The 13,185-nt window shown below is 37.7% G+C and carries 9 protein-coding genes; 8 read left to right on the forward strand and 1 reads right to left on the reverse strand.

All coding sequences use genetic code 11. The features are described 5' to 3' along the window. Positions 1 to 10 precede the first annotated feature (10 nt). Positions 11 to 3,319, forward strand: a complete 3,309-nt coding sequence (locus tag I6E70_RS19420; protein WP_197189403.1) for a PKD domain-containing protein — start codon at positions 11 to 13, stop codon at positions 3,317 to 3,319. 1 nt (position 3,320) lies between these two features. After that, positions 3,321 to 3,842, forward strand: a complete 522-nt coding sequence (locus I6E70_RS19425; protein WP_197112243.1) for a hypothetical protein — start codon at positions 3,321 to 3,323, stop codon at positions 3,840 to 3,842. 73 nt (positions 3,843 to 3,915) lie between these two features. Here I6E70_RS19425 and cysZ read toward each other — a convergent pair whose 3' ends face one another. Then, complete coding sequence (cysZ, locus tag I6E70_RS19430) at positions 3,916 to 4,626, reverse strand: sulfate transporter CysZ (protein ID WP_010554723.1); 711 nt, start codon at positions 4,624 to 4,626, stop codon at positions 3,916 to 3,918. A 313-nt stretch (positions 4,627 to 4,939) separates the two neighbouring features. Between cysZ and I6E70_RS19435 the strand changes: the two genes are divergently transcribed. The 6 genes from I6E70_RS19435 (at position 4,940) to speB (ending at position 13,022) form a co-directional block, all read left to right on the forward strand. Next, a complete protein-coding gene (locus I6E70_RS19435) occupies positions 4,940 to 7,192 on the forward strand; it encodes a sensor domain-containing phosphodiesterase (RefSeq protein ID WP_024607698.1) in 2,253 nt (750 codons plus the stop codon). Between the two features lie 343 nt (positions 7,193 to 7,535). Further along, positions 7,536 to 7,997: a GNAT family N-acetyltransferase gene (locus I6E70_RS19440; RefSeq protein ID WP_007583982.1), complete on the forward strand. Its 462-nt coding sequence runs from the start codon at positions 7,536 to 7,538 to the stop codon at positions 7,995 to 7,997. 233 nt (positions 7,998 to 8,230) lie between these two features. Next, positions 8,231 to 9,100: an MYG1 family protein gene (locus I6E70_RS19445; protein WP_007583983.1), complete on the forward strand. Its 870-nt coding sequence runs from the start codon at positions 8,231 to 8,233 to the stop codon at positions 9,098 to 9,100. Positions 9,101 to 9,177: 77 nt separating this feature from the next. Next, positions 9,178 to 9,510 carry a YnfA family protein gene (locus tag I6E70_RS19450; protein ID WP_007378102.1) on the forward strand — a complete coding sequence of 111 codons (333 nt, stop codon included), beginning with the start codon at positions 9,178 to 9,180 and terminating at the stop codon, positions 9,508 to 9,510. A gap of 671 nt (positions 9,511 to 10,181) precedes the next feature. Further along, positions 10,182 to 12,095, forward strand: a complete 1,914-nt coding sequence (gene speA / locus I6E70_RS19455; RefSeq protein WP_197189404.1) for a biosynthetic arginine decarboxylase — start codon at positions 10,182 to 10,184, stop codon at positions 12,093 to 12,095. A 3-nt stretch (positions 12,096 to 12,098) separates the two neighbouring features. Next, positions 12,099 to 13,022 (forward strand): agmatinase, encoded by a 924-nt coding sequence (gene speB, locus I6E70_RS19460; protein WP_007583987.1) that lies wholly within the window; start codon positions 12,099 to 12,101, stop codon positions 13,020 to 13,022. Positions 13,023 to 13,185 lie beyond the last annotated feature (163 nt).

Below are 13,185 nucleotides of genomic sequence, written 5' to 3' on the forward strand. Positions count from 1 at the left end.
GAGGCTAAAAGTGGTAAAAAACAATATTAATAAATGGCTAAGTTTACTTTTTTTATCACTTTTAATCACAGGTTGTGGCGGCGGCGGAGAAGGTAGTGATTCAACTACGCCCTCTGGTAACGCTGCGCCCAGTGTTACGCTCTCTGTTAGTAGTAACGTTATTGTCTCTAACCAATCGTTTACTATTACTGCGCTTGCAAGTGATAGTGACGGGCAAATAGCCAATTATCAATGGCAACAACTTAGTGGTCCTGAATTTACATTTATTGTTAATGGCAATACGCTTACAGCCACTGCACCGAGTGTAACCACTGACACGACCTTTAGTTTTTCAGTTACTGTTACTGATAATTCAGGTGCTACTGCACAACAAGTATTTTCAGGCACTATCACTTCTCAAAATAATGCACCTACAGTTAATATTACAGGCCCAAGTAGTGCACTTGCTAACACACAAGTAAGCTTAGTTGCTAACGCTCAAGATACAGATGGAACCATAAGCACTATTAGTTGGATTCAGTCTGCGGGAGATAATGTTGATTTTAGCCAATCAGATGGTGTACTTAGTTTTACTGCCCCCAATGTATCTGAAAATACAACGCTAGGCTTTAGCGTAACCGTAACTGACAATGCTGGTAAAAGCGCTCAAGCGAGTAAAACGGTTTTAATTAATCAAGTAAATAGCGCGCCAACAGTCATTGTTACAGGCCCAGAAAAAGCTGAAAAAGATGACAGTGTAACCCTAGTTGCAGATGCACAAGACAGCGATGGTAGTATTAATAGCATAACCTGGCAGCAAACAAGTGGCCCTGTAGTTGAACTTACCCAAACAGAAACAAGTATTAGCTTTAATGCGCCCACTGTTGCGCAAAATACCAATGTAACGTTTGTAGTAACTGTTACCGATGACGATAACGCTACAAATAACGCCCAGAAAATAGTTGTAATATTAGCCCCAAATAACCCACCGACTGCCGATGATGTAAATATAAATGTGCAATATAACCAAGCCACAGAATTTAGCTTAGTGGTTAGCGACGCGGATAACGATAGCGTACAGATTGACTTTGGTGATGATTTAAATGGAGCGCAAATCAGTGTTATTGATGACCAAGCCTTACGTTTTAGTTACACACCTCCTGCAAACAGTATCACTCCACAAAGCTATACGTTAACGGCGACTGATACAAAAGACACAACTGAATTTGTATTGAATGTTACCGTTGTTGATTCAACGCCCGCTACAATTAGTAATGTAACGCCCCAAAATAGTAATGAACCAGTATTTGTAGATAGCCCTGTTAGCATTACATTTTCAGATATTATGCTCGTGAGTACTTTAGCCGTTAACTCTAGCAGTGGTACTTGTACTGGAAGCGTACAAGTGTCAGCAGATAATTTTACTACTTGCTTGGCCTTAACTATTGAAAGTTTGTCGGGTACTACCAGCGACACAAGTACTTATTTTCATACTGTAAATTTAAGCGCAAGCTTTGATGAAGACACTCAATATATTGTTCGTGTTACAGCTGATTTAGCTAATTTTGATAGCACAACTATTTTGGCGCAAACTGCCACCTCGTTTACAACTTCTAGCCAAGATATAAAAATAACAGAGCTTTCATCTGTGCAATTTAGTAATGACTTACCTTGGATTGAACTTTATAACGGCACCGGTGCGACAGTAAATTTACAAGACTACTCTCTTAAAGCTCGCAGTATTAATATGTCTGATAGTACGTTGAGTGATGAGCAAGTATTTACGCTGCCTAATAAAGAGCTTTTAAATGGCGCCTATATTATTTTACAAAGCCGCTTTGGCGATGACTTTTTAGCAAGTGCGTCATTAAATAACACTAAGCTTGTGCTTGTTGGTAGCGCGAATGATCAAATTAGGCCTTATTGGTACATAAATGGTTTTGCAGAATTACTTAATAGTGCGGGTACACAAACTATCGACTTTGTTAAGTTTGGAAATTCAACCCAAGAGCCTGTAACAGCCTCGCAGTGGCAAGGCGAAAATGCTGCACAAATACCGCCAGAGCAGGGCGCCAGCTTAAAGCGTACGCTCGGCGCAACCGATACTAACCAAAATACAGACTGGAACTACTCAGTATTCAATACTCCGGCAGGGCCTAATGATATAACTTGCTCAATAGATGATGATGAAGACGGTATTCCAGATTGCGCAGAGGTAGAGGGGGCAACATTTGGTGGGCTGCCTTTATATGAATGGGGAGCGCGTACTTCACAAAAAGATATATTTATTGAAATAGATTATATGGATAGTAGTGATGTTGGAATAACGCCTCATCGAACTGCACTTGAAAAAATTGTTAGTGTATTTGCAAGTAAAGGCTATACCGTTCATTTTGATGTAGGTGACTTATTTGATCAAAATAGCGATATTGCGCCGCAAAACTTTGATTTAGGTGGCGGAAATGTTGTCCCTTTTAATAGTTATACTCCGTTTGAGTACGATTTAAGTAGCCCTAATTTGTTTGCTTATAAAATGGAATATACCGATATAACCCGCAGACCCATCTTTCATTACTTATTAATGGCAAGTAGTGGAAATGAAGATGGCAGTATTAGTGGGTCGGGTATTGCTGAGATCAGCGGTAATGATTTAATGGTAACTATGGGCGGCTGGGGCTTAACGCTCGATACGCAAATAGCAACCAATGTAACTTATAATTATCAAGCATCAACTATCTTTCATGAGCTAGGCCATAACTTAGGCTTATACCATGGTGGCGATGAAGAGGTTAACTTTAAGCCTAATCATTTAAGCTCTATGAATTATTTATATCAATTAGCGGGTTTATCAACAATAGGTAATAACGAAGGCGATCGTTATTATGAGCGTTTTTATCCCGGCAATGCTAGCTGCGATATTACACCAAATACTAATAGTCATTTAGGCTCTACAGATGATTTTATTATTGATTATTCAAGTGGTAGTTCAGCAGATTTAAATGAGAGCACAATACTTGAAGCACAGGGGCTAAATCGAAATGGCTCACTACCTGTTGATTTTAACTGTAATGCAATTAACACCGAAAGCTTAACCAGCTTTGATACTAACCAAGATAATACAATATCAATACTTAGTGATGTAAATGAGTGGAGCATGCTTAATTTGCAGTTTTATATGCAAAGTGCAGGTAATCGATTTGGCGTGCCAAATACTAATAATAGTAAGGTGTATAATTTACAAAGCTCACCTACTAATATTGAAACGCTGCCCAGTTATATAAAAGAAGCGCAGCCAAGTAGTGCAATTATTGCTGAGTTAAAAGCAATTAAAGAGCATTAATATGAAACTAGGGTTAAGTATTAAGTTTATTGTTTGTAGTAGTTTTTTAAGCTTACTAATAGCGTGTAGCGATACTAACAATGCACGTGAATGGTTACTAAAAAATGACAATTTATATTACAAAAATATAGCTATTGACTGGCGAGTTGAATCAGTAAAGGGCTGTAAGACATGCGTTATAAACCAAGATGTTGTTTATCAGCCTGAAGGCATTAGTAGTTATAATACGTTAATGCAGAGTCAAAATTGGGTGGCGGTACATGAGTTAAGTAAAATCAATGTTATCCGTTTAAAGATGCCAGACCAAACACCTTACTTATTCGTAGAGCGTATAAAAGGGCGAACACTAAAGCTGTTTGATCAGCAGCAAAACTACAGTATAAAAATTGGTGAAGTTACAGCCGTTAATTTTAACAATCAGCGCTTTAGTATTTTGATTAAAAAATTTGAAGAAGTAGATAAACAAAGTGTCGCATTACCAAGGCGTGCATCGCTTGAGTTTATTGCTTTAAAAATAGATTAAAAAAGCACCTTAGGTGCTTTTTTAATCTCGGGTGCCGTGACCTTTGAATATTGAAAAATCAGCAACCTCTTAATTAACTACGGTATTTTGGTCGATAATTATCGACCCACAAACGTGTTGCACCACACACAGCTACAGGCATAACTATTAAGTTTACAAAGGGTATAGCCGTTAATAACATAACAGCAAAACCAAACCCGTATGATAAACCTTGCTTAGATTTTAAATCGTCTTTCATCTGCTTAAAGCCAATTTTATGGTTATCAAACGCATAGTCTTCATACTGCACCGCGTACATCCAACAGGTAAACAAAACCCATAGTATTTGTCCAATGACAGGTAAAACCCAAAGTAGTATGAAAAAACCAATAGCGCGAGGAAGGTAATAGCACAACTTCGTCCACTCACGGGCAAGCATTCTAGGTACATCTTTAACTAATTCGGAAAAACCATCATCGTTAATTTTTTGACCCGTTAAATAAAGCTCAACTTTTTCGCTTAATAAAGCATTGAATGGGGCTGCAATAAAATTAGTGATTATAGTAAATAGCATACTGTAGCTAAATAATACGACTAATACAGCAATTGGCCACATTAGCCACTCAAGCCAGCTTAACCATTCTGGTAGCATGTTACTGATGTAGCTAAAGCTATCACTTAGCCATCCAAATAAGAAAAACAACGAACTACCAAATAGCAGAACATTAATTAAAAGCGGGATAAGTACAAAGCGCTTTAACCCTTTTTGGCTAATTAATTTAAATCCCGAAAAAAAATATTCCATACCTTGTGTGATCTGCACTGTAACCTCAAAAAATATTTACCATTAGTTATAGTATAAATAGCTTAATAATTTTGAACAGTAATTTTAAGTAACAAAGTGTTAGCTTTAATGTTGCGGTTTTGGTTATATAGTAACTACAGGTGTTTAGTAATATGCAATTATGATTAATCAATGTAGACCCGGTTAGTTTTTTATTAATAAAAGAATGAACTTACTAATCATGACTATACTGAACTTTACTACGTAGAAAAAAAAGCATCTGTTTGAGGCTTTTTGTTGTATCAATATGTATAAATAATGCGAGCAAGTGAAAATGGGTACGGATAGGTTAAAAAAGTTATTATCTCACCAGCAAGGCATTTTATCTAAAATTGCATTAGGGGTACCTTTAAATGAGGTGCTTACTGAAATTTGTTTATCAATAGAGCAGATTATTAATGATGAATCTGCTAGGTGTTCTATTTTATCAGTTAAAGGCCAGCAGCTTTTTCATTGCGCAGCCCCTAATATTCACCCAGAGTACTGTAGTTTGCTTAATGGAGTTCACATAGGGCCAAAAGTAGGTTCATGTGGTACTGCAGCATTTTCGAAATCGCGCACAATTGTAGAAAATATTGAAACCTCACCGCTTTGGGAGGACTTTAAAGATTTAGCGCTAAAGTTTGATCTTAAGTCATGTTGGTCAACACCTATTCTTTCAACTCAAGCTGATTTGTTAGGCACCTTTGCTATTTATCACAGCACCCCTAAAGCTCCATCAGAGCAAGATTTAGAACTAATAGATTTTTTTGTACACTTTTCAAGTATTGCTCTTGAGAAAAGTAACGAATTTGAGAAGGCAAAACAGCTTGTCTTTAATTTACAGCACAGTAATGAAAAATTTAAAGCCTTCACCAAAGTAATGCCCGATCTCATCCTCATTTTAAGTGAGGATGGCACATATACCGATGTTTATGGTACCTCTAATGAGTTACTGCTAGATTCGACCACGGATCTTATTGGCGAAAATGTTAAAGACCTACTTCCTCAAAAAGATGCGAAGATGATAATGGATGTCATCGAAACAACACTCTCGACTAACGAGATGCAAATATTTGAATATGAATTAAATGTTCCCAAAGGGGGCATAGTTTTTGAGGGACGAGCTGCCGCTTTAGATCATTACAATCCCAGTAGTCCTACAAAAAGACATGTAGTGTGGATGGCCAGAGATATTTCAATAAAGAAAAAGGCTGAGCAAGAAGTTCATAAGCTCGCATTTTACGATCCATTAACTAATCTTCCAAATAGAAGGATGCTTAGCGACAAATTAAGCCGATGTGTAGAGAGTGTTAAGCGTAACAAAAATATAGGGGCATTATTATTTTTAGACCTAGATAACTTTAAGCGTATTAATGATTCACTTGGACACAGTGCGGGTGATGAAGTACTTGTGGAATTATCAAAAAGGTTAAGCGCAATAATAAAAGGCTCAGATACACTGGCCAGAGCGGGTGGTGATGAATTTATTATTTTGCTTAAACACATAGGGCAAAATACAAAGCAGGCAATTCTAGAATGTAAAGCCGTTGCTAAAGAAATTCAAAGAGCTTTTCATGATAAGTTTGAAGTGGGCAACCTTGCATTTCAAGTAAGCTGTAGCATCGGTATTTGCCTAATTGATAGCGTAAACGCACAGGCTGACAATATATTAAAATTTGCAGATACTGCTATGTATTGTTCTAAAAATAAAGGGGGTAATAGCAGCAGCTTTTACGACCCAGCCTTGCAAACACTACTTGAAAAGCAAACAGAGCTAGAAACCGACATAGTGAGAGCAATTGCGTCTAATGAGTTTTGTGCTTACTTTCAGCCACAAGTTAATACGCAGGGTGATGTTGTTGGTGCTGAAGCACTTATTAGGTGGAACCATCCTCAAAGAGGGCTGATAACAGCAAACGAATTCATACCTATTGCAGAGCAATACGGACTTATTCAAAAACTACAAAATATTGTTTTGCATGATATATGTATTTTAATTAATGAGCTTAAAGCAAGCGCTATCATTGACGACTCGTTTAGTGTTTCAATTAATATTAGTCAAAGTCAGTTCAATTCATCAAATTTAAAAGGTGAGCTGTTCAACACTATCAATGAATTTGATATTCGAGCATCACAAATTAAGTTAGAAATAACCGAGTCAATGCTCTCTAGTGATATAGATTATACAATTAGGCAAATGAAAGAGCTCATTGCGGCTGGCTTTTTATTTTCGATTGACGATTTTGGAACTGGATACTCTTGCTTAGCTTACTTAAGTGCGTTTCCTGTTAAAGAATTAAAAATAGATAAAAGCTTTATTGATAAAATTTTAGATAATGAGATTGGCTTTAATATCGCGCAAACAATTATCAGTTTAGGAAAAAGCTTAAACTTAGTGGTCGTTGCAGAAGGCGTAGAAACAACAGAGCAGTATGACTTACTTAAAAAAATGAATATTGACACTATGCAAGGCTACTTAGTTGCAAAGCCGATGGATAAAGAACGTTATTTAAAATGGCATAGTGCTAATAGCAATCCGCAATAATACTTAATCAATTAGAGGGATTAAATCTGGCGGTAACTGTGTTAAAAAATTCTGTCTTGTTATCGACACGATTTTCTTATCTCAAAATAGATCATTTAATTGAGCAAATTGGTACGAAATGCTCTTAGAGCTTAATTACTTAAAGGCCAGTATTTACTAATTGGTAATAACCTAACAAAAACTTCCCATATGCAAGGTCATTTTACTTTTTCTAGCTGCTAAAATTCCTCAAACTATATGCTAAATAAGGACTAAAGATTTTTTGGTTAAACAATGCTAAGCTATGCCCGCTTGAATATATTATTTAAAGCTTAATAAACTTATAACAATGAATGGAAGCTTTATGCAGTTAGTCGATTTGAACCCTAATGATCCCGATGTAGTAAATGTATTTGACGATATAGACCGACTTATAAATTCTTTATACCCTGTTGCTACAGCGCAGTCTCTGGAGTTAAACGAATTAACCTTACCTAATGTGTATGCTATTGGTTTAAAAACTGATGAAGGTATTATTGCCTGTGGTGCGATTGTAGAGAAATTTGATACTCAGCCTTATGGCGAAATAAGACGTTTATATGTAAAACCAAGTCATCGTGGTAAAGGGCTATCAAGACGTATTATGCAGATTTTATTACATCAAGCTGGCGAAAAGCAAATCCCGTTAATACGTTTAGAAACAGGTCCAAAACAAATAAAATCAATCAATTTATATGAAAATTTAGGCTTTAAACGCTGTAGCAGTTTTGGCTCATATGTAGATAATCCACAAAGTGTATTTATGGAGTTAGGGCTTAGCCAATAAGCTTATTAACGCTACGACATGTTAAAGCTTAATGTGTCGTAAATATCTGGCCTCATTATTACCTTGTAATAAAAGTCATACTCAAGCTATTAACTATAAAAGCAGCTTTTATAGTGATGCAAAAAATACTTCACTGTTTTTAACACCTGTCTTCGTATAAAATCTGCCCCGATAATTAGTGACTAACTTACAAAGCGAGAATTTTTATCTTTTCTAAAAGTAGCAATAAACAAATGAGCGAAATAACAGTAGTAACCCACAATGGTAATTTTCATGCAGATGACGTTTTTAGTATTGCGGTACTTAAACATGTTTTGCCAACGTTTAAACTGGTACGTACTCGCGATAAAGCGCTTATAGAGAGTGCCGACTTTGTAATTGATGTAGGTGGCGAATACGATCCTGAAACTAATCGCTTTGATCATCATCAACGCGGTGGTGCAGGCGAGCGAGAAAATGGCATTCCTTTTTCATCATTTGGTTTAGTGTGGAAAAAATACGGCTTAGCGCTGTGTGATGATAACCAAGCCGTGGCTGATAGAGTGGATTCAGGCTTAGTTTCAACCATTGATGCCATTGATTGTGGTCATGTTGAAGGTGTATCAAAGGGAATAAGCTTGAGCCAAACAATCTCAATGTTTAACCCTACGTGGGAAGAAGAGAGTAACTTTGATACCTGTTTTGATGAAGCTGTTGAATTTGCAGCTCGCATGCTCATTCGTTTTATCGCCTCAGCTCACGGTAGTGTAAATGCAAAGGCGATTGTTGCTAAAGCAATTGAAAATGCAGAAGATGCCAGAGTTATAGTGCTTGAAAAATACACACCGTGGAAAAAAACAGTGCATATCTTATCAAGCGATGCGCTATACATGGTTTACCCATCGCATTCTGGGCAATGGATATTACAAACAGTACCCGTTGAGCCTGGCTCGTTTGAAGATAGAAAACCGCTTCCTAAAGCATGGTCAGGTTTATCTGATCAAGCGTTTGTAGATGAAACCGGTATTGATGACGCTGTGTTCTGTCACAATGGCTTATTTATAGCGGGCACTAAGTCGTTTGAAAGCACAATGAAACTTGCCACCATGGCGCTTAGCGAATAACAACGCAGATTCATAACGAATACTAAGCATAACAATTTATATAGATTGTTATGCTTGTTATCTTAGCGTGGAGCATTATGTTTGAACTAAAAACAATCGCACTTTTTACTATTACAGCCTTAGCAGAAATAGTGGGTTGTTATTTGCCTTACCTTTGGCTTAAGCAAGATAAAAGTATTTTACTTTTAATTCCTGCTGCTTTAAGTTTGGCACTATTTGCATGGTTGCTATCTTTACATCCTACTGCAGCAGGGCGCGTGTATGCAGCTTATGGCGGCGTATATATTTGTGTTGCGCTATTATGGTTATGGGTTGTTGATGGCGTAAAGCTTACTATGTGGGATATTATTGGTGGTTTAGTTGCACTGCTAGGTATGGCTATAATTATGTTCGCACCAAAAAGTGCATAGCTGGCTCATACTCAATAAATAAAAAGCGCCTATTTATAGGGGGAAACACATGTAGGCCCTGCCTTGGCTAAAAACCAAATGCACAGCTGCAATTTCTACCTCCAAAGATAAACACACCCTAGTGTTGTTTAAAGTCCTACCTCGATTATTTTCAAATTGCCAATAAAATATAACAACTTCAATACGACAGGTAGTACCTAACGCTACATATGCGCCAAGCAACTATTGAAGCTGGTGGATGTTATGCTGAGCGTTTTAGAAGTGCAAATTATATTCAATTTCAAAAATACATGGGTATTACTTGGTCACAACACGTTGGCTAAACTGTAAGTAATTGAGGTGTTGAGAATGCCTTGCTCTAATCCATCAAAAGTAAATTCTATAAAAAAGTAACTCAAGATTAATTTTAGTGAATGAGCTAACTCATTTTTGCTAATAAAATTTATAATGAGTCATTTAAAAACAGCCATTTTTTTACAGCTTTTCTTATCTTTAATAATCATCAAAGTCCTATTTTATATACGCTAGAGAGCAATACGTGATTGGTCGTTTTATCAACATTAAAAATCACTCGTTACGAGTAAAAATACTTGTTGGACTTGAATGTCTATTTTTCTTTTAATGCGCGGCACTAGCCGAGTCGGCATTAATTAAATAAAAGAGAAAGATAAATGAAAGAAACAACATCACTAGAACAAGCTCGTACGAGCTACAATGTTCGTCATTGGAGCCAAGGTTTTTTTGGTATTAATGATCAAGGTGATGTGTATGTTGCGCCCAAGGCTCATGCACCAGAGCAAACTATTGCATTAACAGATATCGCAAAGCAACTACAAGATAAAGGTTTAAGCTTACCTGCTTTAGTTCGTTTTCCGCAAATTTTACACCATCGTGTACACAGCTTATGCGGCGCATTTAATACAGCGATTGAAAACTATGGTTACCCTAAAGACTACTTATTAGTTTACCCAATAAAAGTAAACCAACAACGTGAAGTGGTTGAAGAAATAGTAGCAAGCCAAGCACAAGTAGAAAAAAAGCAACTTGGTTTAGAAGCAGGCAGCAAGCCTGAACTACTTACGGTATTAGCACTGGCTGAAAAAACCAGCGCTGTTATTGTATGTAATGGCTACAAAGATAAAGAATACGTACGTTTAGCACTTATTGGCGAAAAGCTAGGTCATAAAGTGTATATCGTACTTGAAAAGCTTTCTGAGCTAGACATGGTACTTAGCCAAGCAAAAGAGCTTAACGTAAAACCACGCATTGGTATTCGTGTACGTTTAGCGTCGCAAGGTAAAGGTAAATGGCAAGCGAGTGGCGGCGAAAAATCAAAATTTGGTTTATCTGCATCGCAAGTTTTGCATGTAGTTAATCGTTTAAAAGACGCAAACCAGCTTGATTTACTTCAGCTAGTACATTTTCACTTAGGGTCACAAATGGCGAACATTCGTGACGTACGTTTAGGTGTAAGCGAAGCGGCGCGTTTTTACTGTGAGCTACGTAAATTAGGCGCAGAAATTGATTGCCTTGATGTAGGTGGCGGTTTGGCTGTTGATTACGACGGCACACGTAGCCAGTCGCATAACTCTATGAATTACAGCTTAGCTGAATATGCAAATAACATTGTGTACACCATTGGTGATACATGTAAGCAATATGAGCAACCAATGCCGACTATTATTTCTGAGTCGGGTCGTGCGCTTACAGCGCATCATGCTGTGCTTATTTCCAATGTTATTGGTACTGAAAGTTACACGCCAGAAGAGTTAGTAGCGCCAGCGGCAGATGCACCACTTTTATTAAAAAACATGTGGGCATCGTTTGTACAATTAACTGATTTAACGGATGACCGTGCATTAATTGAAATTTATCACGACAGCCAAGGTGATTTAGCTGAAGCGCATAACCAATTTGCACTCGGTTTATTAGACTTAGCGCAGCGTGCGTGGGCTGAACAAATTAATATTCGTATTTGTTATGAACTTAACAAGCACATGGATAACAAAAACCGTTTTCATCGTCCTATTATTGACGAGTTAAACGTACGTTTAGCCGATAAGTTTTTTGTAAACTTCTCGTTATTTCAATCGCTTCCAGATGCATGGGGCATTGATCAAGTGTTTCCGGTATTGCCATTAAGTGGCTTAACTGAAGCACCAAAAAAACGTGCTGTATTACTTGATATAACCTGTGATTCAGATGGCGCACTTGAGCATTACGTAGATGGACAAGGTATTGAAAGCACATTACCTGTACCAGAGTTTAGTGCCGATAGACCTTATTTAATGGGCTTTTTCTTGGTGGGTGCTTATCAAGAAATTTTAGGTGACATGCATAACTTGTTTGGCGATACGCACAGCGCAATTGTCAATATGGATGAGCAAGGCGTTGCAAGTATTACCGAGATAAACCAAGGTGACACTGTTGCCGATATGATGCGCTATGTACATTTAGATGTTGAAAGTTTTCAGCAATCATACGAGCAGTTAGTAAGCACTAAAATTGAAAAACACGAACAGCAAAGCGTTTTAGACGAGTTGCAAAGCGGCCTTGATGGCTACACTTATTTAGAAGAGTTATAAGCAATGTCGACTTTGTTTGGTCACGCAGATCACTCATTGTACTCAAATGGGATGACGTTTTTACGTCGTCCTATGGTGCAAAATATTAATGCAATTGATGCAGACGTAGTCGTTTTAGGCTTACCGTTTGATTTAGCGACATCGGGTCGCCCTGGTGCACGTTTAGGTCCTGATGCGATTCGTCGTGCGTCGGTTCATTTAGCATGGGAAGACACTAAGTACCCGTGGACGTTCCCGTTGTTTGAGCGTTTAAAAGTGGCAGACGCAGGGGACTTTACTTACCCTGTTGGCGATCCTGAGTATTTTACTGCGCAACTAGAAATGGCTGCTGAGCAAATACTTCGCCAAGGTAAAACGCTATTAGGTTTAGGGGGCGATCACTTTGTGACGCTTCCGCTATTACGCGCTCATGCAAAAATACATGGCAAAATGGCGTTAGTGCACTTTGATGCGCACACAGATACCTATAGCAACGGCTCGCGATTTGATCACGGCACTATGTTTTATCATGCACCAATGGAAGGGCTAATTGATGTTGAACACAGTATACAAATAGGTATTCGTACCGACTTTGATCAAAGTAAACATGAGTTTGCTGTGATTGATGCAATGCAAGCCAACGATTTACATGCAAATGATATTGCAGCGCAAATACTTGAACGAGTAGGTGACCTACCTGTTTACTTAACGTTTGATATAGATTGTTTAGACCCTGCGTTTGCGCCTGGTACAGGCACTCCTGTGTGCGGTGGTTTAACGTCAGATAAAGTACTTAAAGTACTGCGTGCGCTAAAAGGCATAAACATGGTAGGTATGGATGTGGTAGAAGTATCACCTTCGTACGACCAAAGTGAGCTTACCGCTATTGCCGCAGCAACCATTGCGAGCGAATTACTGCATTTGTGGACGCATAAAAACAAGTACTAATTATATAACTTAAGTACTACAAAAAAGGGTATGCGCAGGCATTAATGCCGATCATTTAAGAATTAGTTAATAGAACTTGAACGATCTTCTAGGTATGTAAGAATCCGAATTCTTTTGTAGAATTCGGATTTTTTTATGCAACTTTCTAATGCTCTCGATATTA

The sequence above is a fragment of the Pseudoalteromonas sp. NGC95 genome, assembly GCF_015864705.1.
Taxonomy (GTDB): Bacteria; Pseudomonadota; Gammaproteobacteria; order Enterobacterales; family Alteromonadaceae; genus Pseudoalteromonas; species Pseudoalteromonas arctica.

What these genes read in the sequence shown, in the direction of transcription:
- cysZ (WP_010554723.1), bottom strand. Translation starts at nt 4,626, where the DNA reads ATGGAATATTTTTTTTCGGGATTTAAATTAATTAGCCAAAAAGGGTTA.
- I6E70_RS19445 (WP_007583983.1), top strand. Translation starts at nt 8,231, where the DNA reads ATGAGCGAAATAACAGTAGTAACCCACAATGGTAATTTTCATGCAGAT.
- I6E70_RS19450 (WP_007378102.1), top strand. Translation starts at nt 9,178, where the DNA reads ATGTTTGAACTAAAAACAATCGCACTTTTTACTATTACAGCCTTAGCA.
- I6E70_RS19425 (WP_197112243.1), top strand. Translation starts at nt 3,321, where the DNA reads ATGAAACTAGGGTTAAGTATTAAGTTTATTGTTTGTAGTAGTTTTTTA.
- I6E70_RS19435 (WP_024607698.1), top strand. Translation starts at nt 4,940, where the DNA reads ATGGGTACGGATAGGTTAAAAAAGTTATTATCTCACCAGCAAGGCATT.
- speB (WP_007583987.1), top strand. Translation starts at nt 12,099, where the DNA reads ATGTCGACTTTGTTTGGTCACGCAGATCACTCATTGTACTCAAATGGG.
- I6E70_RS19440 (WP_007583982.1), top strand. Translation starts at nt 7,536, where the DNA reads ATGCAGTTAGTCGATTTGAACCCTAATGATCCCGATGTAGTAAATGTA.
- speA (WP_197189404.1), top strand. Translation starts at nt 10,182, where the DNA reads ATGAAAGAAACAACATCACTAGAACAAGCTCGTACGAGCTACAATGTT.